The sequence below is a fragment of the Streptomyces actuosus genome (assembly GCF_016921115.1).
Classification (GTDB): Bacteria; Actinomycetota; Actinomycetes; order Streptomycetales; family Streptomycetaceae; genus Streptomyces; species Streptomyces actuosus_A.
The window spans coordinates 190,613-217,441 of the sequence record NZ_JAFFZS010000010.1 but is presented as its reverse complement, the minus strand read 5'-3'; the positions used below and the strand labels follow the sequence as shown (position 1 = coordinate 217,441).

Genomic DNA, 26,829 nt, shown 5'->3' with positions numbered 1-26,829 from the left:
GATCGGTCAACGTCTCCTGATAACCGGTCATCCCGGTCGAGAACACCGCCTCGCCGAAGGCCTCCCCCACGGCCCCATAGGCACGACCGCGAAACACCCGGCCGTCCTCCAGAACGAGAACCGCGGGAACCCTGGCGGTTCCCCTTGTGGAGGTCTTCATCGCGCGCCTTCCGTCTTGTTGGTCATCTGGTTCAGGGTGTCGACCCATGCGGTGTGCTCGGCCGCGCGGTCGGACCGGAAGCCGGAGTCGATCAGCTTGTCGCCGTGCGCCCAGGTCACCACCAGCAGCCCGCCCTCGGTGAGGACCTTGCCGGCGATGCCCTTGTCGAGCCGGGCTCCCCGCAGTGCGGCGGCGGGGACGAAGAAGTCGGCCGCTCCGGGGCGTACGACGTCCAGGCCCGCGTCCGTCAGGGTGAGCTCGACCCGGCTGCGGGTGCCGAGACCGTGGGCCACGATGCGGTCCAGCCACTGTCCGGCGGTGGTGGAGCCGTGGTAGCGGCCGCTCAGGGTCAGTCTCGCCTCGCCGGGCTCGTCCGGCGCGCCGGGCAGCTCCGGCAGGTCACCCTGAAGGGTGGCGCGCCACTTCCAGCCCTCGCGCATCAGCCAGTAGACGAGGATCACGAAGAGGACGAGGCCGACGACCCAGCCGGCCCGGGCGGCCCAGTCGGTCACGTCGGCCGACTTCTTCTCCGCGGCGAGGCCGGCCGTGTGTCCGGCCGCGAGCAGTGTTGCAGGTGTCACGTGAGCTTCCCGTCGACGAGCGTGGCCTTGCCCCGCAGCCACGTGTGCGTGACACGGCCCGGCAGCTCACGCCCCTGGTAGGGCGTGTTGCGGCTGCGCGAGGCGAAGCCCGCGGGGTCCACCGGGCCACGGTAGGCCGTGTCGACGAGGATGAGGTTGGCGGGCTCACCTGCCGAGACGGGCCGCCCGTGCCCGGTGGCCTGTCCGATCTGCGCGGGCCTGGCGGACATGCGGTCGGCGACGCCGGCCCAGTCCAGCAGGCCCGTGTCGACCATGGTCTCCTGGACGACGGACAGCGCGGTCTCCAGGCCGACCATGCCCATGGCCGCGGCGGCCCACTCGCAGTCCTTGTCCTCGTGCGGGTGCGGGGCGTGGTCCGTGGCGACGATGTCGATCGTGCCGTCGGCGAGCGCCTCGCGCAGGGCCATCACGTCCCGCTCCGTGCGCAGCGGCGGGTTGACCTTGTAGACCGGGTTGTAGGTGCGCACCAGCTCGTCGGTGAGGAGCAGGTGGTGGGGGGTGACCTCGGCGGTCACCCGGATGCCGCGGGACTTGGCCCAGCGCACGATCTCCACGCTGCCCGCGGTCGACAGGTGGCAGATGTGGACGCGGGAGCCGACGTGGTCGGCGAGCAGCACGTCCCGCGCGATGATCGACTCCTCCGCGACGGCCGGCCAGCCGCCCAGGCCCAGCTCGGCGGAGACGACGCCCTCGTTCATCTGGGCGCCCTCGGTGAGCCGGGGCTCCTGCGCGTGCTGGGCGACGACGCCGTCGAAGGCCTTCACGTACTCCAGCGCCCGGCGCATGATCACGGCGTCGTGGACGCACTTGCCGTCGTCGGAGAAGACCGTGACGCCTGCGGCGGACTCGTGCATGGCGCCCAGTTCGGCGAGCTTCTGCCCCTCCAGGCCGACGGTGACGGCGCCGATCGGCCGCACGTCGCAGTAGCCGTGCTCCCGGCCGAGCCGCCAGACCTGCTCGACGACACCGGCGGTGTCGGCGACCGGGAAGGTGTTGGCCATGGCGAACACGGCGGTGAACCCGCCGGAGGCCGCCGCGCGGGTGCCGGTGAGGACCGTCTCGGAGTCCTCGCGGCCCGGCTCGCGCAGGTGGGTGTGCAGGTCGACCAGACCCGGCAGCAGCACCTTGCCGTCGGCCTCGACGACCTCGGCGCCCTCGGCGGGCAGCCCCGTGCCGACGGCCTCGACGGTCTCACCGTCGATCAGCACGTCCTGCGGCGCACCGCCGAGCACCTTCGCACCACGGATCAGGATCTTGCTCATGGGTCTTACTTCTCCTCGGTACGGGTGGGGGTGACGGCGGGCTCGTTGCCACCGAGCAGCAGGTACAGGACGGCCATCCGGATCGAGACACCGTTGGCGACCTGCTCGATCGCGGTGCAGCGGTCGGAGTCGGCGACGTCGGCGGTGATCTCCATCCCGCGGACCATCGGGCCCGGGTGCATGACGATGGCGTGCTCGGGCAGCCGCGCCATGCGGTCGCCGTCGAGGCCGTAGCGGCGGGAGTACTCGCGCTCGGTGGGGAAGAAGGCGGCGTTCATGCGCTCGCGCTGGACCCGGAGCATCATCACCGCGTCGGACTTGGGCAGCACGCTGTCGAGGTCGTACGAGACCTCGCAGGGCCAGGTCCCGACGCCGACGGGCAGCAGGGTCGGCGGGGCCACCAGGGTGACCTCGGCGCCGAGGGTGTGCAGCAGGTCGACGTTGGACCGGGCGACTCGGCTGTGCAGGACGTCACCGACGAGGGTGATCCGCTTGCCGGACAGGTCCTGGCCGATCCCGGTGTCCCGGCCGACCAGGCGGCGGCGCATGGTGAAGGCGTCCAGGAGGGCCTGGGTGGGGTGCTGGTGGGTGCCGTCGCCGGCGTTGATGACGGCGGCGTCGATCCAACCGGAGTTGGCCAGGGTGTACGGGGCGCCGGAGGCGCCGTGCCGGATGACGACGGCGTCGACGCCCATGGCCTCCAGCGTCTGGGCCGTGTCCTTCAGGGACTCTCCCTTCGAGACGCTGGACCCCTTGGCGGTGAAGTTGATGACGTCCGCGGACAGGCGCTTCTCGGCGGCCTCGAAGGAGATCCGGGTACGGGTGGAGTCCTCGAAGAAGAGGTTCACGACGGTGCGACCGCGCAGGGTCGGCAGCTTCTTGATCGGCCGGTCCGCGACCCGGGCCATCTCCTCGGCGGTGTCGAGGATCAGGACGGCGTCGTCGCGGGTGAGGTCGGCGGCCGAGATGAGATGACGCTGCATCTGTCAGGCTCCGTTAGGCAGTTCATTCGGGAGATTTGGGGCAGACGGGCGCATACCTGGGCACGCGAGTGCGGCCGTGCGGTGCTGCACCCGGCGTGCTACCGGGCGGCCGGCTTCGCGCCGAGCAGCACGGTGTCGCGACCGTCCTCCTCGGCGAGCTGGACCTTGACCGTCTCCCGCAGCGACGTGGGGAGGTTCTTGCCGACGTAGTCGGCGCGGATGGGCAGTTCGCGGTGGCCGCGGTCGACGAGCACCGCGAGCTGGACCGCGCGCGGGCGCCCGATGTCGTTCAGGGCGTCCAGGGCGGCGCGGATGGTCCGGCCGGAGAAGAGCACGTCGTCGACGAGGACGACGAGCTTGCCGTCGATGTCGTCACCGGGGATCTCGGTGCGGGCCAGGGCGCGCGGCGGGTGCATGCGCAGGTCGTCGCGGTACATCGTGATGTCGAGGGAGCCGCAGGGAACCTTGCGCTCGGTGATCTGCTCCAGCTTGTCGGCGAGCCGCTGGGCGAGGTGCACACCACGGGTCGGAATGCCGAGGAGCACCACGTCGTCGGCGCCTTTGGCGCGCTCGACGATCTCGTGGGCGATGCGGGTCAGGACCCGCGCGATGTCGGGGCCTTCGAGCACGGGCCGCGCATCGGAAGCTTGCTTGTCCATACGAAACGGACCTCCTTCTCCGTCTCACGGGACGGACCTTAAAGGACGTCGGGATTGCGCCACCTACGGTAGCAGGCCGCAGCGACACACCCTGATCACCCCCCTGAGGGGTGCCGATTCACTCCTCCGGCGCAATCAGGTGTCGCTACCACGGAAGCATCGGTGTGGACCATTCGGCTTGACTCAGAAGAATCACGCTGCGTAACCTCACAGTGAGTTACCAGCCGCGCGGCAGGAACACAGTCCCGCCGCGTCGACACAGTGCCGGGGAGCTATATGTCCAGCGAATACGCCAAACAGCTCGGGGCCAAGCTCCGGGCCATCCGCACCCAGCAGGGCCTTTCCCTCCACGGTGTCGAGGAGAAGAGCCAGGGACGCTGGAAGGCGGTCGTGGTCGGCTCGTACGAGCGCGGCGACCGCGCCGTGACCGTGCAGCGCCTCGCCGAGTTGGCGGACTTCTACGGCGTTCCGGTGCAGGAGCTGCTCCCGGGTACGACCCCGGGCGGCGCCGCCGAGCCGCCGCCGAAGCTGGTCCTCGACCTGGAGCGCCTGGCCCACGTGCCGGTGGAGAAGGCGGGCCCGCTGCAGCGCTATGCGGCGACGATCCAGTCGCAGCGCGGCGACTACAACGGCAAGGTGCTCTCCATCCGCCAGGACGACCTGCGCACACTCGCCGTCATCTACGACCAGTCGCCGTCGGTCCTCACCGAGCAGCTGATCAGCTGGGGCGTGCTGGACGCGGACGCGCGCCGCGCGGTCTCCCACGAGGAGAGCTGAGCGCTGCCGGACCGAGCAGAAACGTGCCGTCGGGGTGGCCGGAACCATGTGGTTCCGGCCACCCCGACGGCGTTGGGGGCGCCTGCCGGACCACAGGGCGGCCGTGGGGCCGCACCGCGGCGGCCGTGGGGGCGATTGCCGGCGCCGTGCGCCCCGGAGCCCGGGGAGCCGCACCGAGACGCCGATGGGCCCGCAGCATGCCTGCTGCGGGCCCATCGGCGTCTCGATCGCGGAAGGCCTTCGGTCAGCCGTCCTCGCGGCGCAGCGAGGGCTTGAGGTCCTTCAGCCTGCCGAGGAGCCCGTTGACGAACGAGGGCGATTCGTCCGTCGAGAACTCCTTCGCCAGCTGCACCATCTCGTCCAGGACGACGGCGTCCGGGGTCTCGTCGACCCAGATCAGCTCGTAGGCGCCCAGGCGCAGGATGTTGCGGTCGACGACCGGCATCCGGTCCAGCGTCCAGCCCACCGAGTACTGGGCGATCAGCTCGTCGATCCGCTGCGCGTGCTTCGCGTAGCCCTCGATCAGCTGCATCGTGTACTCGCTCACCGGCGGCTGCCGGGTGTCGGTCCGGGAGAGCCGGATCCAGTCCGCGAGGACCGTCAGGACGTCGGCGCCGCGCTGGTCGCCCTCGAAGAGAATCTGGAAGGCGCGCTTGCGGGCCGTGTTGCGGGCAGCCACGGTTAGCTGTTCACCCGGCCGAGGTAGTCGCTGGAGCGGGTGTCGACCTTGATCTTCTCACCGGTGGTGATGAAGAGCGGGACCTGGATCTGGTGACCGGTCTCCAGAGTGGCGGGCTTGGTGCCGCCGGTGGAACGGTCGCCCTGGACGCCCGGCTCGGTCTCCTTGACGACGAGCTCGACGGCGGCCGGCAGCTCGACGAAGAGCACCTCGCCCTCGTGCTGGGCGACGGTGGCCGTGAATCCCTCGATGAGGAAGTTGGCGGCGTCGCCGACGGCCTTGCGGTCGACCATCAGCTGGTCGTAGGTCTCCATGTCCATGAAGACGAAGTAGTCGCCGTCCATGTACGAGAACTGCATGTCGCGCTTGTCGACGGTGGCCGTCTCGACCTTCACGCCGGCGTTGAAGGTCTTGTCGACGACCTTCCCGGACAGGACGTTCTTGAGCTTGGTGCGCACGAAGGCCGGTCCCTTGCCGGGCTTGACGTGCTGGAACTCGACGACGGACCAGAGCTGGCCGCCTTCGAGCTTGAGCACCATGCCGTTCTTGAGGTCGTTCGTGGAAGCCACGGTTGCGGAATCTCCTGGACTGACGTGGACGACCACGGGGCAGGCGCACAGCTCAGGGCTAGAGCGCGAGCAGCTCCTTGGTCGTGATGGTGAGTAGCTCGGGTCCGCCGTCCGCCTCGGGGCGCACGACGAGCGTGTCATCGATCCGGACGCCGCCCCGGCCCGGGAGGTGGACCCCCGGTTCGACGGTGACCGGCACGCAAGCGTCCAGTTTACCCATGGCGGCGGGGGCCAACTGAGGGTCCTCGTCGATTTCGAGTCCGACGCCGTGCCCGGTGAGGGGAAGGAGACCCTGCGTGTACCCGGCGGAGCCGAGCACCTGGCGTGCGGCCCGGTCCACGTCGCGGTAGGCGGCGCCCGGCACCAGGGACTCGCGTCCGGCACGCTGAGCGGCGAAGACGAGATCGTACAGCTCGATCTGCCAGTCCGCGGGCGCGGTGCCGATCACGAACGTCCGGCCGATCTCGCACCGGTAGCCGCGGTAGTTGGCGCCCAGGCAGACGGAGAGGAAGTCTCCCTCCTCCACGCGCCGGTCGGTGGGGCGGTGGCCTCGGCGGCCGGCGTTCGGGCCGGTGCCGACCGACGTGGGGAAGGCGGGCCCGTCGGCGCCGTGGTCGACCAGGCGGCGCTCCAGCTCCAGGGCGAGGTGCCGCTCGGTGCGGCCGACGAGGATGGACTCCAGCAGCTCGCCGAGGGCCTGGTCGGCGATCTCCGCGCCGATGCGGAGGCAGGAGATCTCCTCCTCGTCCTTGACGATCCGCAGCTGCTCGACGGCGCCGCCGAGATCGGCCAGGCGCACGCGGGGCGCGACGGAGCGCACGGCCCGGTGCCGGGCCACGGTGACGTGGTGCTCCTCCAGGGCGAGCGAATCGGCGCCCTCGGCCGCGGCGAGGCCGGCGGCGGCGACGGCGGGGTCGCCCCCGGGACCGGGCAGCGCGTGCAGGCGGAGCTCCTGGTCCGGCAGACCGGCGAGGTCCGTCCGGCCGTCCGGCGGATCCGCGCAGACGAGGACGTCCTCGTGGCGGCCCAGCAGCAGGACGGCACCGTGCGGGGCGGCACCCGCCAGGTAGCGCACATTGGCGGGACGGGAGACCAGCGCGGAGGCGCTGCCGCCGGCTTGGCAGCGTTCGCGGAGGCGGGTTCGGCGAGCGGCGTACACCTCGGACATGAGACGAGCGTAGGAGCGGTGGGCGTTTTGTGCCGGTTGGGAGGGTGCCGTTCGGGCTACTCACCGCCCCGAGATCCCGTCCGCCGGGTGAGAACATGGCGGCCGACCGGCGCGAGCGGGGCGGAGCGCCCTTCGCTGCGGCCCCGCGCGGGAGGACGGCCGACGGCACGTCGCCCGGCACGGGGCTTCTCCCTCACCCGGTGGCCCCGGCCACCCGATCACTCCCGGGCCCGATGGTCCCGCCCGCCCGAAGCCGCCCGTACCCGGTGGTCGCCCCCGCACGACGGCCGCCACGCCCGGCGGCCCCACCCAGCCGGCGGCCCCACCCGCCCGGTGACTCCCCCGCCGAACGGTCTGCCGCGCCGGGCGAATCCTCCCACCCGGCGGGCGTCACTCCCGTCGGCCCGGCCCTCGGCCGACGCCCGCAGCCCGTGGACGACGCGCCTGACGGCCGCCGCACCCGGCGGCTCCTCCCACCCGGCGGCCCGCCCTGCCCGCTCGTCCACCGGGCTCGGCGGACTGCCGTGCTCGCCGGCGCTTGCCGCCGGACGGTCCGCCGCGACGGTGGCCCTCCGCTCCCCCGTGCACCGGACCGCCTGATCACCAGTTCGGCGGGCTGGCTATGGACCGGGCCAGTACGTCGTCCAGGACGTGGGCCGTCTGCGGGACGTCGAGCTGGGAGTTGTCGATGATCGGCAGGCCGGAGCCGTACCAGCCGGCCATACGGCCGTGGATGCGGGCGACCTCCTCGTCGGTCAGGCGCCGGTTGCCGGTGCGTTCGGCGTTGCGTTCCAGGACGACGTCGAGACCGGGGAGCAGGACGACGGGGAGGAGGCCGGGGCCCACGTGCCGCTTCCAACCGCCGAGGCCCACGACGGGACGGTCCGGGAAGACGGCGTCGTCGAGAATGCAGGAGATGCCGTTGGCGAGGAAGTTCCGCGCGGCGAAGCCGCAGGTGCGGCGGGCGAGACGGTACTGGGCCTCGGAGTTGTCGTTCCAGCCGGACTGCGGGTCGGCGAAGCCGGAGCGGACCCATTCGCGCACGTCGTCGAGGCTGATGTGGGCGGTGGGGACGCGGCGGTGGTCCGCCCAGTACTTCGCGACGCTCGTCTTGCCGGCCCCCGCGGGACCGATCAGCAGCACGGCGAGAGTGGTGGCGGAGGGGTCGGGGGCGATCGTCGCGGCGGGGGCACCCACGGGCTCCGCGGGAGGGAGCGGCACGTGACCGGTGGTCTCCGGCGCCGGCGGCACGTGCTGCGGCGGGGCCGGTGGGACCGGGCCCGAGGGGGGTGGGCCGGTGTAGCCCGGGGCCGGAGGCACCACTGCCGGGCCCTGCTGGGTGCCCGGGTGCCGAGCACCCGGGAGGTGTGCGGCCGGCGACCAGCTTGCGGCCGGTCCCTGCCCCGGCTGGTGGGGCGGCGGCAGCGGAGAACCCACTGCGTGCTGCATCCGGTGCCACTCCGTCTCGTACAGGCGGTTGTTGCTGGCAGCGGGGGCGATCCCGCTCTCGCTAACGAACCGTACCGCCCCCGACCGTCGTTTGGTGAACGGCCGGGGGCGGTGTGAAGTGCCCGGTACGGAGAGGGAATCGGGCGGAAACGGCGTTCCCGGCCCTTACTGGCCCACTTCGCCGTAGGCGGCGAGGAGGACGGCCGGGTCGGGGCCCTCCAGCACGGTCGGCTTGGCGAGACCGTCGAGGACGACGAAGCGCAGCAGGTCACCGCGGGACTTCTTGTCGACCTTCATGGCCTCCAGCAGTTTGGGCCACTGGTCGTAGCGGTAGTGCAGCGGGAGTCCGACCGCCTCCAGGACGGTGCGGTGACGGTCGGCCGTGGCGTCGTCCAACCGGCCTGCCAGACGCCCGAGTTCGGCCGCGAAGTGCATGCCGACCGAGACCGCCGCGCCGTGCCGCCAGCTGTAGCGCTCGTTCTTCTCGATGGCGTGGCCCAGCGTGTGGCCGTAGTTGAGGATCTCCCGCAGCCCGGACTCCTTCAGGTCCGAGGAGACCACCTCCGCCTTGACCCGGATCGAGCGCTCGACGAGTTCCGCGGTGTGCGGGCCGGCCGGGGTGCGGGCGGCCTCGGGGTCGGACTCGATGAGGTCCAGGATCGCCGGGTCGGCGATGAATCCGGCCTTGATGACCTCCGCGAGCCCGGAGACGTAGTCGTGCACCGGGAGGGAGTCCAGCGCCGCCAGGTCGCACAGCACGCCGGCCGGCGGGTGGAAGGCGCCGACCAGGTTCTTGCCCTCGGCGGTGTTGATGCCGGTCTTGCCGCCGACCGCGGCGTCCACCATCGCGAGGACCGTGGTCGGGACGGCGATCCAGCGGACTCCGCGCAGCCAGGTCGCCGCCACGAAGCCGGCGAGGTCGGTCGTCGCGCCGCCGCCCACGCCGACGATGACGTCCGTGCGGGTGAAACCGGACTGGCCGAGCGCCTTCCAGCAGTAGGCGGCGACCTCGTGGGTCTTGGCCTCCTCCGCGTTGGGCACCTGGATCGCGACGGCCTCGTAGCCCTGTTCGGCCAGGTCGGCGCGGAGAGCGTCGCCGGTCTCGGCGAGCGCCTCGGGGTGGACGACCGCGACCCGCTTGGCCCGGTCGCCGATCAGACCGGCGAGTTCGCCGAGCAGTTGCCGGCCCACCAGGACGTCGTACGGCTCGGTGCCGGCCGTGCCGCCCACGTGGATCCGCGTCACCGACTCGCTCATGCTTCCTTCAACTCCACTGCGTCCAGGGCGGCTCGGGACACCTCGTCGGGAGTCCGGCCGTCGGTCGGCACCACCGCGGTGGCGACCTCCTCGTACAGATGGCGGCGGGCCTCCATGAGCTCGCGCCACTGCTTGCGCGGATTGACCGCGAGCAGCGGCCGCGCCACGTTCAGGCCCGTGCGCCGAACGGCCTCCTCGACATCCATCGACAGGTACACGATCCGGTGGCCGGCCAGCAGCGCGCGCGTGTCCGCGTCGAGGACAGCGCCGCCGCCGAGGGCGAGAACACCCTCGTGCTCGGCCAGTGCGGCGTGCACCGCCTGCTTCTCCATCGCGCGGAAGGCCGGCTCGCCGTCCGCCACGAAGATGTCGGAGATCTCGCGGCCCTGTGCGGCGACGATGTCGTCGTCCGTGTCGCGGTAACCGACGCCCAGCCGCTCGGCCAGCAGCCGCCCGACGGTGGACTTGCCCACGCCCATCGGGCCGACCAGGACCAGAAGCGGGCCGCTCATCGGATGTGCAGGTGGTCGAGGTAGGACTGCACGTTGCGGCGGGTCTCGGGGACGCTGTCGCCACCGAACTTCTCCGCCACCGCGTCGGCCATCACCAGCGCCACCATCGCCTCCGCGACGATGCCCGCAGCCGGCACCGCACACACGTCGGACCGCTGGTGATGGGCCTGCGCCACCTCACCGGTGGTCACGTCGATCGTCCGCAGCGCCCGCGGCACGGTCGCGATCGGCTTCATCGCCGCCCGCACCCGCAGCAGCTCACCCGTGGACAGACCGCCCTCGGTCCCGCCGGAACGACCCGAGGCCCGCCGGATGCCCTCCGGCGTGGTGACGATCTCGTCGTGCGCCTGCGAACCCGGCACCCGCGCCAGTTCGAAGCCGTCGCCGACCTCCACGCCCTTGATCGCCTGGATACCCATCAGCGCCGCCGCCAGCCGGGCGTCCAGCCGCCGGTCCCAGTGCACGTGCGAACCCAGGCCCACCGGCACACCGTAGGCCAGCACCTCCACCACACCGCCGAGCGTGTCGCCGTCCTTGTGGGCCTGGTCGATCTCCGCGACCATCGCCTTCGACGCGTCCTGGTCCAGACAGCGCACCGGGTCCGCGTCCAGCCGCTCCACATCCGCCGGCGTCGGGTACACCCCGTGGGGGGCCCGCGCGGAGGCCAGCTCCACCACATGGCTGACGATGTCGATCCCGGCCGTCTCCTTGAGGTACGACCGGGCCACCGCGCCCAGTGCCACCCGGGCGGCCGTCTCACGGGCCGAGGCGCGCTCCAGGATCGGACGGGCCTCGTCGAACCCGTACTTCTGCATCCCGGCCAGATCGGCGTGCCCCGGCCGCGGGCGGGTCAGCGGCGCGTTGCGCGCCGACTCGGCCAGCTCCGCCGGATCCACCGGGTCGGCCGCCATGACCTGCTCCCACTTCGGCCACTCGGTGTTGCCCACCATGACCGCCACCGGAGAGCCCAGGGTGAGGCCGTGCCGCACCCCGCCCAGGAACGTGACCTCGTCCCGCTCGAACTTCATCCGCGCACCGCGGCCGTAGCCGAGCCGCCGCCGCGCGAGATGGTCCGCCACCATCTCCGTGGTGATCGGCACGCCGGCGGGAAGGCCCTCCAGCGTCGCGACAAGTGCGGGACCGTGGGACTCCCCCGCGGTCAGCCAACGCAGCCTGCTCAACGATGCTCCTCAGTGCTCGCGCCCCTGGTCACTGCCCGTCGTAGGCGCGTCCTCGCGTACGACGACGGCGCGGCCGGGTGCGCGGCCCGGGCCCGCCACCTCCGATCCTCCCACGTCCGGGACCCGGCGCAGGCCGCCGGTCCAGCAGGCGGACGCCGAACGCCCGCCTCAGCGGCCGGCGAGCGCCTTCTCCCCTGCCCGGCGCATGGCCTCCAGCGGCGCCGGGGAGCGTCCGGTCATCCGCTCGACCTGGAGGACCGCCTGGTGCACCAGCAGGTCCAGGCCGCCGACGACGGCCCCGCCGAACATGGACCAGCGGGCCGCCAGGGCGGTGGGCCAGGGGTCGTAGAGCACGTCGAAGAGAGCCGCGGGGCGTTCGGGCACGGCGGCGGCGAGGGCGTCGGTCGTGCCGGCGGGGGTCGTGGCGATCACCAGCGGTGCCCGCAGCGCCTCGGCCGCGTCCGCCCAGTCGGCGGTGCGGACGTCGACGTCCAGCCGCTCGCCCCACTGGCGCATCTCGGCGGCGCGGGCCTCGCTGCGGACGTAGACGGTGACCGCGCCGGAACAGACGCGGGACAGCGCGGCCAGCGCGGAGGAGGCGGTGGCTCCGGCGCCGAGGACGGCGGCCGTGTCGACCTGGTCGATGCCGTGTTCGCGCAGCGCGGCCACCATGCCGGGGATGTCGGTGTTGTCGCCGATGCGGCGGCCGTCCCCGGTCAGGACGAGCGTGTTGACGGCCTCCACCGAGGCGGCGGTCGCGCTGATCTCGTCGAGCAGGGGGATGACGGCCCGCTTCAGCGGCATGGTGAGCGACAGCCCCGCCCACTCGGGCCCGAGCCGGTCCACGAAGCCGGGCAGCCCCGCCTCGTCGACCTCGAAGCGGTCGTACGTCCAGCCTTCGAGGCCGAGCTTTGCGTAGGCCGCGCGGTGCAGGACCGGCGAGAGGGAATGGGCGATCGGCGAGCCGAGGACGGCGGCCCGGCGGGCGTCAGCTGCCCGTGCTGTCATTGAACTTGTCCTTGAGTCGCTGGGCCTCGGCGTACGTCTTGGCGAACTCGGTGTTGCGCTCGCCGTCCGTCGCCACGAAGTAGAGCCAGCCGTCGTGCGTCGGGTTCAGCGTCGCCTTCAGGGCGTCCTCGCCCGGGTTGCCGATGGGCCCGGGCGGCAGACCCTTGTTGGTGTACGTGTTGTACGGGTCCTTGTTGCTGTTGATCTCCTTCTCGGAGATGTGGATGTTGCTCTCGCCCTTGAGGTAGTTGTAGGTCGAGTCGAACTGGAGCTTCTGGTTGGTCTCGGTGTTCGTGGGCTTGAGGCGGTTGTAGACGACCTCGGCCATCTTGCGGTAGTCGTCGTGCGTCTTGCCCTCGGCCTGGACGAGGCTGGCGACCGTGACGACCTGGAGCGGGTCGTCCAGCTTCAGTTCCTCGGCCTTGGCCGCGAGGTCGTACTTGCCGTAGGCCTCGTCGGCGCGGGCGATCATGGACTTCAGGATCGACTCCGGCTTCATGCCCTTGGCCGCGGGATAGGTGCCCGGGTAGAGGAAGCCCTCCAGCGGGTCCTTGATGTCCTCCTGGTTGTTGGCCCAGTCGGGCAGTCCGAGGCTCTTGTACTGCTTGAGGGCGATCTTCCTGGTCGTGCCGGAGTCGAGGCCGAGCTTGGAGTCGATGGCGGTGTAGACGCGGGCGTTGCGCGCGCCCGGTGCGACCAGCACGTTGTTCTGGCTCTTGGGGTCCAGCATCATCGCGACGGCGCTCGCCGCGGACATCTGCTTGTGCAGGATGTAGGCGCCGGCCTGGATGGTGTTGCCCTTGGGGTTCTGCTGCTGCGCGGAGACGAAGGCGTCGACGCTCTTGACGACGCCGGCCGCCTTCAGCCGGCGGCCGATGTCGTAGCCGCCCGCGCCCTTGGGGATCTCGACCGTCACCGTGTCGCTGATGCCGTCGCCGGCGTAGTCCGGCGCGTCGCCGAAACGTTCCTTGTAGTACTGGTAGCCGAAGTAGCCGACGCCGCCGAGGCCGCCGCCGAAGACCAGCAGCACGACCAGGCAGGCCATGCCGTTGCGGCGCTTCCTGCCCTTGCCGCCGCTCCCGCCCCGCCGCTCGGCGCGTCCGCGCCGGTCCTCCGGCTCGTCGTCGGAGCGGTCGCCGTCCTCGTCGTCGCCGTCCGCGAAGAAGGCGTGCTCCTCCGGCTCGGGGTCCGGGTCCCAGTCGGGCCGGGCCTCGGGCTCCGGGGTCCTGCGGGTGGGCGGCTGGGGCGGCGGGTAGGCGTCGGGGGTCTGGTAGAAGTCGGGCTGCTCACCGCCGTAGGAGGAGGCCTGCCGGCCGTAGGGATCACCGGGGTCGGGGGCGTAGGGCATCTGCGCGTGCGAGCCGGTGCCGTCCCAGCCGCCCTGGTGGTGGGGCTGCTGGCCGTGCCCGCCGTGGTACTGCTGGTTCCAGCCGGTGTGCTGCCCCTGCTGATCCCAGCCGGTCTGCTGCCCCTGTTGGTCCCAGCCGCCGTGTCCCTGCTGGTCCCAGCCGGTCTGCTGCCCCTGCTGGTCCCAGCCGCCGTGTCCCTGCTGGCTCCAGCCGGTCTGCTGGGCCTGCTGGTTCCAGCCGGTGTGCTGCCCCTGCTGGTTCCAGCCGGTCTGCTGCCCCTGCTGGTCCCAGTCGCTGTGTCCCTGCCCCTGCTGCGGCTCCTGAGGGTGGTACTGCGGCTGGCCACCGTAAGCAGGCTGATGGCCGGGCTGGGCCTGCTGCCCTTCCCATCCGCCGTCCCCGTACACCGGGTCCTCGGGATGCCACGGTTCGGAGCCCGGGCCCCGGCCATACTCAGTCATCGATCCCCTAGAGCCGCGAGGCGGCGGTCACACGGCTCTGGGGCCGGCTCCGGCTCCGCCTCTCTCTGTGCGGCGGCTGTTCGAACACCGCCGCATCGCGCGGAACGTTACCGTATCGCGATCAGGTGACCACTTCGACGCCCTCGCCGGGTGCTGTGCCTGACACCCGTTCGGATTCGAGCGCCTGCTGGAGGATGATCACGGCCGCCGCCTGGTCGATCACCGACCGGCCCTTCTTGGCCTTCACACCCGAGGCACGCAGCCCCTGACCTGCCGTGACGGTCGTCATCCGCTCGTCGACGAGCCGCACCGGAACGGGCGCGACCGTGCGGGCGAGCTCCTGGGCGAAGCCCCGAACCTTGACGGCGGCGGGGCCCTCGCCCCCCTTGAGGGAGCGAGGGAGCCCGACGACGACCTCGATCGGCTCGTACTCCTCCACCAACTGACGCAGCCGGCGGTGGGCGGCCGGGACGTCCCGGCCGGGCACCGTCTCCACCGGGGTGGCGAGGATCCCGTCGGGGTCGCACGAGGCGACCCCGATCCGGGCGTCCCCGACGTCGATCGCGAGTCGGCGGCCTCGGCGCATCACTTGGCCGTTTCCGCCACGAGCCGCTCGACGGCGCCGACGGCGTCGCCGACGGCGGCCGGGTTCTGACCGCCGCCCTGGGCGACGTCCGGCTTGCCGCCACCACCGCCGCCGAGGGTCTTGGCAGCGGTACGGACCAGGTCACCGGCCTTCAGGCCGCGCTCGCGGGCGGCCTCGTTGGTGGCGATGACCGTCAGCGGCTTGCCGTTGTTCACGGCGAAGAGGGCCACCACTGCGGCGCGTCCGCCCTGGATGCGGCCGCGCACGTCGAGGACCAGCTTGCGCAGGTCGTCCGGGGTGGTGCCGTCCGGGACCTGGCCGGCGACCAGGGCGACACCCTGCACGTCCTTGGCGGACTCCGCCAGACCGGCGGCGGCCTGGAGCACCTTCTCGGCGCGGAACCGCTCGATCTCCTTCTCGGCGTCCTTCAGCTTGGCGAGCATGCCGGAGATCTTCTCGGGCAGTTCCTCCGGGCGGCCCTTGAGCAGCTCGGTCAGCTGGTTGACGACCGTGTGCTCACGGGCGAGGAAGGTGTAGGCGTCCACACCGACCAGGGCCTCGATGCGGCGGACGCCCGAGCCGATGGAGGACTCGCCGAGCAGCTTCACCAGACCCAGCTGGGCGGTGTTGTGCACGTGGGTGCCACCGCACAGCTCCTTGGAGAAGTCGCCGATGGTCACGACGCGGACCCGCTCGCCGTACTTCTCGCCGAACTCGGCGATGGCGCCCTGCTTCCTGGCGTCGTCGATGCCCATGACCTCGGCGGTGACGTCGAGGTCGCGGGCGAGCACCTCGTTGATCTTCTGCTCGACGTCGGTCATCACGGCCGTCGGCACGGCGGACGGCGAGCCGAAGTCGAAGCGGAAGCGGCCGGGCTGGTTCTCGGAACCGGCCTGGGCGGCCGTCGGGCCGAGGGCGTCGCGCAGGGCCTGGTGGGTGAGGTGGGTGGCCGAGTGGGCGCGGGCGATGGCCTTGCGGCGGCGGGAGTCGATCGAGGCGTGGGCCTTGGCGCCGACGGTGACCTCCCCGACCTGGACGACGCCCTTGTGGACGTAGACGCCCGGCACCGGCTTCTGGCAGTCGCGGATCTCGATGACGGCACCGGAGTCGGCCCTGATCTTCCCGGTGTCGCCGATCTGGCCGCCGCCCTCGGCGTAGAACGGGGTGCGGTCGAGGACGATCTCGACCTCGTCGCCCTCGGTGGCGGCGGGCGAGGACACGCCGTCGACCAGGATGCCGACGACCGTCGACTCGCCCTCGGTGTCGCCGTAGCCGATGAAGTCGGTCTCGCCGGCGGCGTCCGCGATCTCGCGGTAGGCGCCGAGGTCGGCGTGGCCGGTCTTCTTGGCCTGGGCGTCGGCCTTGGCCCGCTCCCGCTGCTCCTTCATCAGGCGGCGGAAGCCGTCCTCGTCCACGGACAGGCCCTGCTCGGCGGCCATCTCCAGGGTGAGGTCGATCGGGAAGCCCCAGGTGTCGTGGAGCAGGAACGCCTTGTCGCCGGGCAGGACGGTGCCGCCGGAGGCCTTGGTCTCGGTGACGGCGGTGTCGAGGATGTTCGTGCCGGCCTTCAGCGTCTTGAGGAAGGCGGCCTCCTCGGCGAGGGCGACCTTCTCGATGCGCTCGCGGTCGGTGAGGAGCTCGGGGTACTGCCGGCCCATCATGCCGATGACGACGTCGATGAGGTCCTTGACGACCGGGCCGGTGGCGCCCAGCAGGCGCATGTTGCGGATGGCGCGGCGCATGATGCGGCGCAGCACGTAGCCGCGGCCCTCGTTGCCCGGCGTCACGCCGTCCCCGATGAGCATGGTGGCGGTGCGCATGTGGTCGGTGACCACGCGCAGGGAGACGTCCGAGCCGTGGGCGTCGCCGTAGCGGACGCCGGTCAGCTCGGTGGCCCTGTCGATGACGGCCATGGAGGTGTCGATCTCGTACATGTTCTGCACGCCCTGCAGAATCATGGCGAGGCGCTCCAGGCCGAGGCCCGTGTCGATGTTCTTGCTCGGCAGGTCGCCGAGGATCTCGAAGTTGTCCTTGCCGAGGCCCTCGCCGCGCTCGAACTGCATGAAGACGAGGTTCCAGATCTCCACGTACCGCTCGTCGTTGACGGCGGGGCCGCCCTCGGCGCCGAACTCGGGACCGCGGTCGTAATTGATCTCGGAGCAGGGGCCGCACGGGCCGGGCACGCCCATGGACCAGAAGTTGTCCTTCATGCCCAGGCGCTGGATGCGCTCCTTGGGCACGCCGACGACCTCGTGCCAGATCTGCTCGGCCTCGTCGTCGTCCTGGTAGACGGTGATCCACAGGCGCTCGGGGTCGAGACCGTAACCGCCCTTGTCCTGGGGCTCGGTGAGCAACTCCCAGGCGAGCTTGATGGCGCCCTCCTTGAAGTAGTCGCCGAAGGAGAAGTTGCCGCACATCTGGAAGAAGGTGCCGTGCCGCGTGGTCTTGCCGACCTCTTCGATGTCGGGCGTGCGCACGCACTTCTGCACGCTGGTGGCGCGCGGGAACGGCGGCTTGACCTCGCCCAGGAAGTAGGGCTTGAAGGGCACCATGCCGGCGGGGACGAGAAGCAGAGTCGGGTCGTCCGCGATGAGCGACGCCGAAGGGACGACGGTGTGCCCGCGCTCCTCGAAGAAGCTCAGCCAGCGACGGCGGATCTCAGCCGACTCCATCAGTGGTCCTCATTCCGGTTGTACGGGTACGTCGTGGTCTCGACGACATAGGTCTTCTGCGTGTCGTGGTTCTCGATGGCGGCGTGCCGCCGGGGTGCGGGCAAGGGCTTCCCGTCGATGCCGAGTGCCTCCTGGAGCTCGGCCTCCCGCTGGGCCATGTTGTCGCGGACGTCGAGGGCGAAGCCCACTGCCTTGTCCTTGAGCCGGTGGCCGGCGTCGAGCGCCTTGTCGGCCGCGGTGGCGGCCAGGCTCTCGGGCGTGAGCTGCCTCAGCTTGCGGTTGACCTTGGTGGTGGCCCACACACCGGCGGCGACACCCGTGCTGAACCAGAACGTACGGCGGAACATCGCTCGGTCTCAGTCCTCACTTCCGCTTGCCCCGCCGGGAGGGCGGGACGGTGCGGCCCACGATCACGGTACGCCGCGGCGACTTGGCGGGCACGTCCTCCTTGCGCCCGCCGAGGGCGCGGCGCACGCCGTAGCCGAACGCCGCCACCTTGACCAGGGGCCCGCCGAAGGTGGAGGCCACGGTCGTGGACAGCGCGTTGGCGTTCGAGGTGACCTCCTGGACGTCCGAGGCGATCGCGTCGACCCGGTCGATCTGGGTCTGCGCGGAGCGGACCGCCACGGAGGCGTCGGAGAGCAGGGGGACGGCCTGGTCGGTCACGTCCGCCACGAGCTTGGTGGTCGCCCTGAGCGTCTGGGCCAGCCTCGCGAGCGCCACCGCGAGGAAGGAGACCAGGATCGCCCAGAAGACGGCCACCAGAATCCCGGCAACCTCTCCACCCGACACCGTGTGCACCCGCTCCCTGAAACGTGCCTGAACATCGAAAAACAGTGGCCCGAGCCTATCGCGACACGGCGGCGGCTCCGTACCGGATTGATGGGGGGGCGGCAGGAGCGGCGGAGCCGATTGTACGGACTGAACACAGCTCAGTACGCTCCGTGTTCCATGCGAGATCATCAGCCCTGCGGTGCCGCCCCGGACGGCGGCCTGCCCCGGGAACCCGACGCGTTCGTGGGGCGGTCGGCCGAACTGCGCGCACTGGCCCGTGCCCTGGACGCGGCGCGGCTGGTGACCGTCACCGGGCCCGGCGGGATCGGCAAGTCGCGCCTGGCGGCGAGGGCCGCCGCAGCCTGGGGGACGCGGGCGGGCGGGAAGGACTCCTCCGGGCGGGCGGCGTCGGGGGGCTTCAGAAGGGTGGAGCTGGCGCCGCTGCGCGACCCGGAGTTCGTCGACCACGCGGTCGTGGAGGCGCTGGGGTTGACCGACCAGACCGCCCGTCACCCCCGCGAGACGCTGCGCGCGCATCTGGCCGGCCGTGAACTGCTGCTGATCGTCGACGGGTTCGAGCATCTGGCGCAGGCGTGCGCGGAGCTGGTGGCGGATCTGCTGAGCCGGCTGCCCGAGCTGAGGGTACTGGCCGTGGGGCGGCGTCCGCTGCGGCTGGCGGGCGAGCGGCTGTTCCCGCTCGCACCGCTCTCCGAGGACGAGGCGGTGGAGCTGTTCGCCGAACGGGCCTGCGGACAGGGGGTGACGGTCACCGACGACGCGGAGGTACGCGAGTTGTGCCGGCGCCTGGACGGGATCCCGCTGGCGGTCGAGCTGGCGGCGGGGCGGCTGCGGGCCCTGTCGCCGCGGCAGTTGCTGGAGCGGGTCGACGACCGGTTCCGGCTGCTGGCGGGCGGGGTGCGGGACGCCCTGCCGCGCCATCGGGCGCTGCGCACGGCGATCGGCTGGAGCCATGAGCTGTGCACCCCGGCGGAGCGGATGCTGTGGGCCCGCCTGTCGGTGTTCGCCGGGCAGTTCGACCTGGAGGCCGTGGAGTACGTGTGCAGTGGGCACGGGCTCCACGCCGAGGACGTACTGGAGGTGCTGGCCGAGCTGATCGCCCAGTCGGTGGTCACCCGCGTCGGCTCCCCGGCGGGCGTGCGCTACCGCATGCTGGACACGATCCGGGCGTACGGCGCCGACTGGCTGGAGGCCACCGGTGACGCGCCGCGGCTGAGGCGGCGGCACCGCGACTGGTACGTCGGTCTGGCCACCTGGTGCGAGCTGGACTGGTTCTCGCCCCGGCAGGCCGAGGTCGCCGCGCGCGTCGAGACGGAACTGCCGAACCTGCGGAGCGCACTGGAGCACTGCCTGTCGGAGCCGGGTGGGGCGCATCTGGGCCAGTACCTGGCGGGTTCGCTGTGGTTCGTGTGGGTGGGCTGCGGACGGCTGCCGGAGGGACGCCACTGGCTGGAGCGCAGCGTCGCCGTGGAGGCGGAGCGGACGGCGAACGAGCAGTCCCGGTTGAAGGCGCTGTGGGTGCTGGGCTACGTGGCGATCCTGCAGGGCGACACGGCCCCCGCGCTGGCCGCCCTCACCGCGTGCCGGGACGGGGCGGAGCGCTTCGCCAACGCTGCCGCGGTCGCGTACGCCGAGCACCGCTCCGGCTGCCTCGCGCTGGTTCGCGACGACATGGCCCGTGCGGAGACGCTGCTGCGCTCGGCGCTGGAGCGGTACCGGGAGATCGGCGAACTGAACAGCAACGTGCTCATGGGGCAGGTCGAACTGGCGATGGCGCGGGCATTCCTGGGGGACCTGCCGGAGGCGGTGCGGTTGTGCGAGGACGTCCGCCGGACGTGCGACGACCACGGGGAGCGGTGGGCGCGGGCGTACGCCCTGTTCGTGCTGGGGTACGCGGCCTGGGCCGAGGGCGACCTGGCACGCGCCCGCACTCTGCTCAGTGCGTGCCTGTCCGACGCGCACGGCTTCCACGACCTGCTCGGCTCGGTGCTGGCCGTGGAACTGCTGGCCCTGGTGACGGTGGCGGAGGGCGATCCCGTGGAGGCCGCCGTCCTGCAGGGTGCGGCGAGCCGCATCTGGCCGTCGGTGGGGCTGCCGCTGTTCGGCTCGGCCCACTTCAACGCCCCGCACGAGCTGTGCGAGACCGCGGCCCGGGACGCACTCGGCGACGAACGGTACGAGGAGTGCGCGGGGCGCGGCCGGCTGCTGGGGAGGGAAGCGGCCGTCGCCCGGGCGCTGGGGTGGGGGCGGTCCCTCGACGGGCTGCCCGCACCGCGCGGGTCGCGCGGCCGCGGCGGTGCCGGAACGCGCGAACCCGCCGCCTTCCGCGCCCGGGAGGGCGGGGAGACGGCGGGCTGAGGTGGTACCGGCGCCTGCTGGGGTCAGCGGGCGTAGTACTCGACGACGAGCTGCTCGTCGCAGATCACCGGGATCTCCTTGCGGTTCGGCTCGCGGTCCAGGCGGAACGCCAGGGCCTTGAGGTTCACCTGCAGGTAGCGCGGGGTCTCGCCGTCCGGGGCGAAGCCACCCTCACGGGCGATCTGGAAGAGCGTCTTGTCCTTGCTGCGGTCGCGGACCTGGACGACATCGTCGGGACGGACGACGAAGGACGGCTTGTCGACCTTCTTGCCGTTCACCTGGATGTGGCCGTGGACGACCATCTGGCGGGCCTGGTAGATCGTGCGGGCGATGCCCGAACGCAGGACCAGCGCGTCGAGGCGCTTCTCCAGCTCCACGATCAGGGCCTCACCGGTCTTGCCCTGCACCTTGGAGGCGCGGTCGTAGGCGCGGACCAGCTGGCGCTCGGAGATGTCGTACTGCGCGCGCAGACGCTGCTTCTCCAGCAGACGGACCTTGTAGTCCGAGTTCTGCTTGCGGCCACGGCCGTGCTCACCCGGCGGGTAGGGACGGGCCTCGAAGTACTTGACGGCCTTCGGCGTCAGCGCGATGCCGAGGGCACGCGACTTCTTGACCTTGGGGCGGGACTGGTTCGCCACTGTCTCTCATTTCCTTGTTCCGGCTTGTCAGAGTCGAGGGAGGTCGCATCCGCAGCCGGGGAATCCCGCCGGGTCCACTCGGGACCTGCCGGGCAGCCGCTCCCCTGGTCTGGGCACATACGTGCAGCACGCGAGTGGCCCACCGACCGCTCCCGGAACTCCGGGTGGTGGTGGGCTGCCCGCGACACCGGTCGACGGTGCGCGACGCTCCTGGAACCCACGGGGGGCTCCGGCCGGTCGTCCCGTTCTGACGGCACGGGACTCGGCACTTCGGGCAAGTCTACAGGCCGGTCAGGACCGCCTGCGACCGAGTCGCCTCCGGGTCCACTCCACGGCATCGGCGTACCGGGCCTCGGCACCGTGCCGGGTGGGCGTGTAGTACGTGCGGTCCTTGAGGGCGTCCGGGGCGTACTGCTGGGCCGCGATGCCCTCCGGCAGGTCGTGCGGGTAGACGTACCCCTGGGCGTGGCCGAGCTTGGCGGCGCCCTTGTAGTGCCCGTCGCGCAGGTGCGGCGGGACCGGTCCGGCCACGCCCTTCCGTACGTCGTCCAGGGCGGCGCCGATCGCGGTGGTGGCGGCGTTGGACTTGGGGGCGAGGGCGAGGGCGATCGTGGCGTGGCTGAGGGTGAGGGCGGCCTCGGGGAACCCGATCATGGCGACGGCCTGCGCGGCGGCGACGGCGATCGGCAGGGCGCCCGGGTCGGCGAGGCCGATGTCCTCGCTGGCGGAGATCATCAGGCGGCGGGCGATGAAGCGGGGGTCCTCGCCGGCCTCGATCATGCGGGCCAGGTAGTGCAGGGCGGCGTCGACGTCGGAGCCGCGGATGGACTTGATCAGGGCGCTGGCGACGTCGTAGTGCTGGTCGCCGTCGCGGTCGTACGTCACCGCCGCGCGGTCGACGGTCTCCTCCAGCGTGCCGAGCGCGATCTGACTCTCGCCCTTGTCGAGGGCGGCCCCGGCGGCGGCCTCCAGCGCGGTGAGCGCGCGGCGGGCGTCGCCGCCGGCGATGCGCAGCAGGTGCTCCTCGGTGTCCTCGGGGAGCGTGACGGCGCCCTTCAGGCCGCGCTCGTCGGTCAGCGCCCGCCCGAGCAGGCCGCGGACGTCGTCGTCGGTGAGGGGTTCGAGAGTGAGCAGGAGGGAGCGGGAGAGCAGCGGGGAGATCACCGAGAAGTACGGGTTCTCCGTGGTGGCCGCGATCAGGGTGACCCAGCGGTTCTCGACCGCCGGGAGGAGGGAGTCCTGCTGGGCCTTGCTGAAGCGGTGGATCTCGTCGAGGAAGAGGACGGTCTCCTGGCCGTAGCCGCCGCTGGCGCGGCGGGCGCCGTCGATGACCGCACGGACCTCCTTGACGCCTGCGGTGATCGCCGAGAGCTCCACGAAGCGCTTGTTGGTGGCCTTGGAGACGACGTACGCCAGGGTCGTCTTGCCGGTGCCGGGGGGACCCCAGAGGATCACCGAGGACGGTCCGGCCGGGCCCTTGGCTCCCTCACCGACCAGTCGGCGCAGTGGTGAGCCGGGCTTCAGCAGGTGCTGCTGACCGACGACCTCGTCCAGGGTGCGCGGGCGCATCCGGACCGCCAGGGGACTGGCAGCGGGGTCCTTCTCCTGGCGGTCTTCGGCGGCGGCGGTGAACAGATCGGGCTCCACGCTGAAACCCTAGAACACCGCACCGACAATCCCCCGGGAGGCCGTCAGCTGGTCCAGAAGTCCCACCAGCGGGTCAGGATGAGCATGCCGATGATGCCGATGTGCAGCACGGGCAGCACCCAGGTGAACTCGCCGAAGAAGCCCTTCAGCCAGCGCGGCGCGGGCAGGAAGCCGTTGCGGACGTTGAACGAGGTCACGTACCAGAACATGATGATCGTCGCGACCCAGGCCAGCGAGCACCACAGGCACAGCGCGTTGATCCGGTACAGCGACTGGAACATCAGCCAGGCGCAGAAGGAGACGCCGAAGAGGGTGCCGGCGTTGAAGGTGAGCCAGTACCAGCGCGGGAAGCGGGCCCGGGTGAGCAGGCTCATGCCGACGCAGATGACGATGCCGTAGGCGACGAGGCCGAGCATCGGGTTGGGGAAGCCGAAGACCGACGCCTGCTTGGACTCCATCACGCTGCCGCAGGAGACGATCGGGTTGATGCTGCACCCGGGGATGAAGGTCTTGCCCTCGAGCTTGGCCTCCATCAGCTTGAACTTGTCGACCGTGATGACCCACGCGGCGAGCAGCCCGGCGGCTCCGGTGATCAGCAGCAGCACCGCGAAGGCCCGGCTGCCGCCGGCCGTCCTCGGGACCCCGGCCTCGGCCGGCTGCGGTTCGGGCTCGGTGGAGACGTCCTTGACTGTCGTCTTGCTCATCACGCCGATTCCGTCTGTAGGTGGAGGGACCTTCTTCGGGCACCGGCCATTGTGCCGCACGCGTGTGTGTGGGCACCGTTCGCTCCGCATAAGGACGTTCGTGCGGAGGGGGCATGACGATCGGATCCGGCCAGGGAACGCGGTCGGTGAGGGGCCGCACCCGGCGGAGGTCCGCGACCGGCGGGCCCCGTCCGGCCGGGCGCCGCGAACGGCGAGGGCGCCGGAGTCCCCCCGGGGGGCTCCGGCGCCCTGTCGGTGCGCGGGTCAGCCGAGCCGCGCCTCCAGCTCCGCCACGATCTCCTTCAGGCCGACCGCGGACTGCTCCCCGGACTCCATGTCCTTGAGCTGGACCACGCCCTCGGCGATGTCGCGCTCCCCCAGCACCAGCGCGTAGCGGGCGCCGGAGCGGTTGGCGGACTTCATCGCCGCCTTCAGGCCCTTGCCGCCGTATGCGAAGTCGGCGGCGACGCCGACCTTGCGCAGTTCGGTCACCTTGGCGAACAGCAGCCGGCGGGCCTCCTCGCCGAGCGGGACGGCGTAGACGGACGTGGCGTCCGGGATCGCGAGCTCGATGCCCTCCGCCTCCAGCGCGAGCACCGTCCGGTCGACACCGAGGGCCCATCCGACGGACGGCAGCGCGGGCCCGCCGATCATCTCCGACAAACCGTCGTACCGTCCGCCGCCGCCGACCGCGGACTGGGAGCCCAGGCCGTCGTGGACGAACTCGAAGGTGGTGCGTGTGTAGTAGTCCAGGCCGCGCACCAGCTTCGCGTCGTCCTCGAAGGCGACGCCGGCCGCGCCGATCAGCTCGCGGACCTCCTCGTGGTACGCCTTGCAGGCGTCGCACAGGTAGTCGCGCAGCAGGGGCGCCCCGGTCAGCTGCGCCTGCACCGACTCGCGCTTGTCGTCCAGGACCCGCAGCGGGTTGATGTCGACGCGGCGGCGGGTGTCCTCGTCCAGGTCCAGGCCGCGCAGGAACTCCTGCAGGGCGGCCCGGTAGACGGGGCGGCACTCCTTGTCGCCGAGGCTGTTGAGCAGGATGCGGAAGTCGCTCAGGCCGAGCGAGCGGTACGCCTGGTCGGCCAGGATGATCAGTTCGGCGTCCAGGGCCGGGTCCTCGGCCCCGATCGCCTCGGCGCCGACCTGGGAGAAGTGGCGGTAGCGGCCCTTCTGGGGGCGCTCGTAGCGGTAGTACGAGCCGGCGTACCAGAGCTTGACCGGGAGGTTGCCGGCCTTGTGCAGGTTGGCCTCCAGGGCCGCGCGCAGCACGGAGGCGGTGCCCTCGGGGCGCAGGGCGAGGTCGTCCCCGCCCTTGGTCCGCAGCGTGTACATCTCCTTGGTGACGATGTCGGTGGACTCGCCGACACCGCGCGCGAACAGCTCGACGTTCTCGAAGCCGGGTGTCTCGATGTAGCCGTAGCCGGAGCTGCGCAGCGGGGCGGCGATCGCCTCACGGACGGCGAGGTACTTCGCGGAGTCCGGCGGGATCAGGTCGTACGTGCCCTTGGGGGCCTTGAAGGTGCTCACGGAAGGTCTCGTCACATTCCTCGTCGGGGAGCCTCGGTCGCTCCCTGGCCGGCGCCCACCTGCCGCAGATACGGGTTGGTGGCGCGCTCCCGGCCGATGGTCGTCTGGGGGCCGTGGCCGGACAGCACCACGGTGGAGTCGTCGAGCGGCAGGCACACGCGGGCCAGCGACGCGAGCATGTCCTCCATGGAGCCGCCCGGAAGGTCGGTGCGTCCGACGGAGCCGGCGAACAGCAGGTCGCCCGAGAAGAAGACCGGCGGGATCTCCGCGGTCTCGGGCATCCGGAAGGTCACCGACCCCCTGGTATGGCCCGGGGCGTGCGCGACGGAGAACCTCAGCCCGGCGAGCTCCAGCTCGCGGCCGTCGGTCAGCTCGCGGACGTCGTCCGGCTCCCCCACGGTCAGCTCGCCCATCAGCGGCATGCCGATGGAGCGGCCGAGCGCCTTCCCGGGGTCGCTCATCATGTACCGGTCCTCGGGGTGGATCCAGGCCGGTACGTCGTGCGCGCCGCAGACGGGGACGACCGAGGCGACGTGGTCGATGTGGCCGTGCGTGAGGACGACGGCGACGGGCTTGAGCCGATGCTTCTTCAGCGCCTCTTCGACTCCGGGGGCCGCCTGGTGGCCCGGGTCGATGATCACGCACTCCTCACCGGCGGCGGGGGCGACGAGATAGCAGTTCGTCCCCCAGGCCCCGGCGGGGAACCCGGCAATGAGCACGATCGTCCTTCGTTGTGTCGGTACAGGGCGGTTCTGGTCGGCTGCAACTGCTGTCAGAGCCTACCGGCGCTGCCGATTCCTCAGCGAACCCATATACGGTACGGGGCACACGCAGGCGATCGGCTCAACTGACGCACGCGCCCCAGACGACGTACGAGATGTATTCGAGGAGTGAACCCGGTGGTCAGCCAGGAGCAGCGGCGGCGTCAGCTCGCCCGGGAGAAGTTCTTGCGGCAGCAGCAGCGGCGCACCGAGGCACGGCGCAAGTCACGGATCCGCAATTCCGTGATCGGTTCGGCGCTCGGCGTGGTTCTGGTGGGCAGCCTCGCGCTGTACACGACCGGCGTGCTGAAGGACGACGACGGCAAGGCCAACGCGGGTGCCGAGGTCACGCCGTCGGCCTCGGCGAAGCCGAAGGACCCGTGCGCGAAGCCGGCCGAGGGCAAGGCCAAGTCGGAGACCTGGAAGTCGGAACCGGCGATGGCGATCGACAAGTCGGCCAAGTACACCATGAAGCTGGAGACGACGTGCGGTGACATCGGCATCGCGCTGAAGGCGTCGGCCGCACCGCACACCGTGAACTCGTTCGACTTCCTCGCGGGCAAGGGCTTCTTCGACCACACGAAGTGCCACCGGCTCACCGACTCCGGCATCTACGTGCTCCAGTGCGGAGACCCGACGGGCACGGGCACCGGCGGCCCGGGGTACACGATCCCCGACGAGAACCTCAAGGACAGCTCCCTGAAGGGCAACGTGTACCCGGCGGGCACGGTCGCGATGGCCAACAAGAGCCAGCCTCACACGGGTGGCAGCCAGTTCTTCCTGGTGTACGAGGACAGCCAGCTCCCGCCGAGCTACACCCCCTTCGGTACGGTGTCCAAGGAGGGGATGACGGTGCTGAAGAAGATCGCGGCGGCCGGTGCCCAGCCCGCGGACCCGACCACCATGAACACCGCGCCGAACGCGACCGTGGTGATCAACAGGGCGACGGTCACAAAATCCTGATACGTCCGTGACCAGCGGCGAAATTTCGGTGCCGCTGGATGCGGACAGGCAACCCGCCGGTCGCCTATGTTGGCGGTGACGAAATTGTGGACGATGCCCGGGGGC

26 protein-coding genes are annotated in these 26,829 nt (G+C 71.5%); 3 read left to right on the top strand and 23 right to left on the bottom strand.

Annotated elements, in window-relative coordinates; all coding sequences use genetic code 11:
• The 5 genes from JS756_RS15930 to pyrR form a co-directional block, all read right to left on the bottom strand.
• Nucleotides 1–160, bottom strand: a 160-nt coding sequence (locus tag JS756_RS15930) for a carbamoyl-phosphate synthase domain-containing protein (protein ID WP_275892691.1), incomplete at its 3' end; no start/stop codon positions are given.
• Complete coding sequence (locus tag JS756_RS15925) at nucleotides 157–741, bottom strand: PH-like domain-containing protein (protein WP_205383762.1); 585 nt, start codon at nucleotides 739–741, stop codon at nucleotides 157–159. The genes JS756_RS15930 and JS756_RS15925, both read right to left, overlap by 4 nt.
• Nucleotides 738–2,024: a dihydroorotase gene (locus tag JS756_RS15920; protein WP_205383761.1), complete on the bottom strand. Its 1,287-nt coding sequence runs from the start codon at nucleotides 2,022–2,024 to the stop codon at nucleotides 738–740. The genes JS756_RS15925 and JS756_RS15920 overlap by 4 nt, the downstream gene beginning before the upstream one ends.
• 5 nt (nucleotides 2,025–2,029) lie before the next feature.
• Nucleotides 2,030–3,007, bottom strand: coding sequence for an aspartate carbamoyltransferase catalytic subunit (locus tag JS756_RS15915; protein WP_205383760.1), 978 nt, complete (start codon nucleotides 3,005–3,007; stop codon nucleotides 2,030–2,032).
• A gap of 98 nt (nucleotides 3,008–3,105) precedes the next feature.
• Nucleotides 3,106–3,666 (bottom strand): bifunctional pyr operon transcriptional regulator/uracil phosphoribosyltransferase PyrR, encoded by a 561-nt coding sequence (gene pyrR / locus JS756_RS15910; protein WP_205383759.1) that lies wholly within the window; start codon nucleotides 3,664–3,666, stop codon nucleotides 3,106–3,108.
• A 276-nt stretch (nucleotides 3,667–3,942) separates the two neighbouring features.
• Between pyrR and bldD the strand changes: the two genes are divergently transcribed.
• Nucleotides 3,943–4,443, top strand: coding sequence for a transcriptional regulator BldD (gene bldD, locus JS756_RS15905; protein ID WP_009313753.1), 501 nt, complete (start codon nucleotides 3,943–3,945; stop codon nucleotides 4,441–4,443).
• A gap of 244 nt (nucleotides 4,444–4,687) precedes the next feature.
• Here bldD and nusB read toward each other — a convergent pair whose 3' ends face one another.
• From nusB to JS756_RS15840, 13 genes are all read right to left on the bottom strand, one after another.
• The gene (nusB, locus tag JS756_RS15900) at nucleotides 4,688–5,122 is read right to left on the bottom strand and encodes a transcription antitermination factor NusB (RefSeq protein WP_205383758.1); all 435 of its coding nucleotides are present in this window, start codon (nucleotides 5,120–5,122) and stop codon (nucleotides 4,688–4,690) included.
• Nucleotides 5,123–5,124: 2 nt separating this feature from the next.
• On the bottom strand, nucleotides 5,125–5,691 hold the full coding sequence (gene efp, locus JS756_RS15895) for an elongation factor P (protein ID WP_205383757.1): 567 nt from the start codon (nucleotides 5,689–5,691) through the stop codon (nucleotides 5,125–5,127).
• Between the two features lie 58 nt (nucleotides 5,692–5,749).
• Nucleotides 5,750–6,859, bottom strand: a complete 1,110-nt coding sequence (locus tag JS756_RS15890; protein WP_205383756.1) for an aminopeptidase P family protein — start codon at nucleotides 6,857–6,859, stop codon at nucleotides 5,750–5,752.
• A gap of 600 nt (nucleotides 6,860–7,459) precedes the next feature.
• Nucleotides 7,460–8,308: a Pro-rich N-terminal domain-containing protein gene (locus tag JS756_RS15885; protein ID WP_205383755.1), complete on the bottom strand. Its 849-nt coding sequence runs from the start codon at nucleotides 8,306–8,308 to the stop codon at nucleotides 7,460–7,462.
• A 165-nt stretch (nucleotides 8,309–8,473) separates the two neighbouring features.
• On the bottom strand, nucleotides 8,474–9,565 hold the full coding sequence (aroB, locus tag JS756_RS15880; protein WP_205383754.1) for a 3-dehydroquinate synthase: 1,092 nt from the start codon (nucleotides 9,563–9,565) through the stop codon (nucleotides 8,474–8,476).
• On the bottom strand, nucleotides 9,562–10,077 hold the full coding sequence (locus JS756_RS15875; protein WP_205383753.1) for a shikimate kinase: 516 nt from the start codon (nucleotides 10,075–10,077) through the stop codon (nucleotides 9,562–9,564). The genes aroB and JS756_RS15875 overlap by 4 nt, the downstream gene beginning before the upstream one ends.
• Nucleotides 10,074–11,258, bottom strand: a complete 1,185-nt coding sequence (aroC, locus tag JS756_RS15870) for a chorismate synthase (protein WP_205383752.1) — start codon at nucleotides 11,256–11,258, stop codon at nucleotides 10,074–10,076. Before aroC ends, JS756_RS15875 begins: the two co-directional genes overlap by 4 nt.
• Before the next feature lie 168 nt (nucleotides 11,259–11,426).
• Nucleotides 11,427–12,266, bottom strand: a complete 840-nt coding sequence (locus JS756_RS15865; RefSeq protein ID WP_205383751.1) for a shikimate dehydrogenase — start codon at nucleotides 12,264–12,266, stop codon at nucleotides 11,427–11,429.
• Nucleotides 12,247–14,076 (bottom strand): endolytic transglycosylase MltG, encoded by a 1,830-nt coding sequence (gene mltG, locus JS756_RS15860; protein ID WP_205383750.1) that lies wholly within the window; start codon nucleotides 14,074–14,076, stop codon nucleotides 12,247–12,249. Before mltG ends, JS756_RS15865 begins: the two co-directional genes overlap by 20 nt.
• A 121-nt stretch (nucleotides 14,077–14,197) precedes the next feature.
• On the bottom strand, nucleotides 14,198–14,662 hold the full coding sequence (ruvX, locus tag JS756_RS15855; RefSeq protein WP_205383780.1) for a Holliday junction resolvase RuvX: 465 nt from the start codon (nucleotides 14,660–14,662) through the stop codon (nucleotides 14,198–14,200).
• Nucleotides 14,662–17,334, bottom strand: coding sequence for an alanine--tRNA ligase (alaS, locus tag JS756_RS15850; RefSeq protein WP_205383749.1), 2,673 nt, complete (start codon nucleotides 17,332–17,334; stop codon nucleotides 14,662–14,664). Before alaS ends, ruvX begins: the two co-directional genes overlap by 1 nt.
• A complete protein-coding gene (locus JS756_RS15845; protein ID WP_205383748.1) occupies nucleotides 17,334–17,681 on the bottom strand; it encodes a hypothetical protein in 348 nt (115 codons plus the stop codon). Before JS756_RS15845 ends, alaS begins: the two co-directional genes overlap by 1 nt.
• 16 nt (nucleotides 17,682–17,697) lie before the next feature.
• Nucleotides 17,698–18,135, bottom strand: coding sequence for a DUF948 domain-containing protein (locus JS756_RS15840; protein WP_205383747.1), 438 nt, complete (start codon nucleotides 18,133–18,135; stop codon nucleotides 17,698–17,700).
• Between the two features lie 150 nt (nucleotides 18,136–18,285).
• Here JS756_RS15840 and JS756_RS15835 point away from each other — a divergent pair, with 150 nt between their 5' ends.
• Nucleotides 18,286–20,484, top strand: coding sequence for an ATP-binding protein (locus tag JS756_RS15835; RefSeq protein WP_205383746.1), 2,199 nt, complete (start codon nucleotides 18,286–18,288; stop codon nucleotides 20,482–20,484).
• Between the two features lie 23 nt (nucleotides 20,485–20,507).
• Here JS756_RS15835 and rpsD read toward each other — a convergent pair whose 3' ends face one another.
• From rpsD to JS756_RS15810, 5 genes are all read right to left on the bottom strand, one after another.
• Complete coding sequence (rpsD, locus tag JS756_RS15830) at nucleotides 20,508–21,122, bottom strand: 30S ribosomal protein S4 (protein WP_205383745.1); 615 nt, start codon at nucleotides 21,120–21,122, stop codon at nucleotides 20,508–20,510.
• Nucleotides 21,123–21,413: 291 nt separating this feature from the next.
• On the bottom strand, nucleotides 21,414–22,769 hold the full coding sequence (locus JS756_RS15825; protein ID WP_205383744.1) for a replication-associated recombination protein A: 1,356 nt from the start codon (nucleotides 22,767–22,769) through the stop codon (nucleotides 21,414–21,416).
• A gap of 44 nt (nucleotides 22,770–22,813) precedes the next feature.
• Nucleotides 22,814–23,473, bottom strand: coding sequence for a vitamin K epoxide reductase family protein (locus JS756_RS15820; protein WP_205383743.1), 660 nt, complete (start codon nucleotides 23,471–23,473; stop codon nucleotides 22,814–22,816).
• Nucleotides 23,474–23,737: 264 nt separating this feature from the next.
• A complete protein-coding gene (gene hisS / locus JS756_RS15815) occupies nucleotides 23,738–25,000 on the bottom strand; it encodes a histidine--tRNA ligase (RefSeq protein ID WP_205383742.1) in 1,263 nt (420 codons plus the stop codon).
• A gap of 11 nt (nucleotides 25,001–25,011) precedes the next feature.
• Nucleotides 25,012–25,719 carry an MBL fold metallo-hydrolase gene (locus JS756_RS15810; RefSeq protein ID WP_205383741.1) on the bottom strand — a complete coding sequence of 236 codons (708 nt, stop codon included), beginning with the start codon at nucleotides 25,717–25,719 and terminating at the stop codon, nucleotides 25,012–25,014.
• A 180-nt stretch (nucleotides 25,720–25,899) separates the two neighbouring features.
• Here JS756_RS15810 and JS756_RS15805 point away from each other — a divergent pair, with 180 nt between their 5' ends.
• Complete coding sequence (locus JS756_RS15805) at nucleotides 25,900–26,724, top strand: peptidylprolyl isomerase (protein ID WP_205383740.1); 825 nt, start codon at nucleotides 25,900–25,902, stop codon at nucleotides 26,722–26,724.
• Nucleotides 26,725–26,829: the final 105 nt, after the last annotated feature.

Coding starts and splice junctions, on each gene's coding strand:
- JS756_RS15890 (WP_205383756.1), bottom strand. CDS start 6,859: ATGTCCGAGGTGTACGCCGCTCGCCGAACCCGCCTCCGCGAACGCTGC.
- JS756_RS15820 (WP_205383743.1), bottom strand. CDS start 23,473: ATGAGCAAGACGACAGTCAAGGACGTCTCCACCGAGCCCGAACCGCAG.
- aroB (WP_205383754.1), bottom strand. CDS start 9,565: ATGAGCGAGTCGGTGACGCGGATCCACGTGGGCGGCACGGCCGGCACC.
- bldD (WP_009313753.1), top strand. CDS start 3,943: ATGTCCAGCGAATACGCCAAACAGCTCGGGGCCAAGCTCCGGGCCATC.
- JS756_RS15865 (WP_205383751.1), bottom strand. CDS start 12,266: ATGACAGCACGGGCAGCTGACGCCCGCCGGGCCGCCGTCCTCGGCTCG.
- pyrR (WP_205383759.1), bottom strand. CDS start 3,666: ATGGACAAGCAAGCTTCCGATGCGCGGCCCGTGCTCGAAGGCCCCGAC.
- mltG (WP_205383750.1), bottom strand. CDS start 14,076: ATGACTGAGTATGGCCGGGGCCCGGGCTCCGAACCGTGGCATCCCGAG.
- JS756_RS15875 (WP_205383753.1), bottom strand. CDS start 10,077: ATGAGCGGCCCGCTTCTGGTCCTGGTCGGCCCGATGGGCGTGGGCAAG.
- JS756_RS15835 (WP_205383746.1), top strand. CDS start 18,286: ATGCGAGATCATCAGCCCTGCGGTGCCGCCCCGGACGGCGGCCTGCCC.
- JS756_RS15845 (WP_205383748.1), bottom strand. CDS start 17,681: ATGTTCCGCCGTACGTTCTGGTTCAGCACGGGTGTCGCCGCCGGTGTG.
- ruvX (WP_205383780.1), bottom strand. CDS start 14,662: ATGCGCCGAGGCCGCCGACTCGCGATCGACGTCGGGGACGCCCGGATC.
- JS756_RS15915 (WP_205383760.1), bottom strand. CDS start 3,007: ATGCAGCGTCATCTCATCTCGGCCGCCGACCTCACCCGCGACGACGCC.
- alaS (WP_205383749.1), bottom strand. CDS start 17,334: ATGGAGTCGGCTGAGATCCGCCGTCGCTGGCTGAGCTTCTTCGAGGAG.
- JS756_RS15920 (WP_205383761.1), bottom strand. CDS start 2,024: ATGAGCAAGATCCTGATCCGTGGTGCGAAGGTGCTCGGCGGTGCGCCG.
- JS756_RS15885 (WP_205383755.1), bottom strand. CDS start 8,308: ATGCAGCACGCAGTGGGTTCTCCGCTGCCGCCGCCCCACCAGCCGGGG.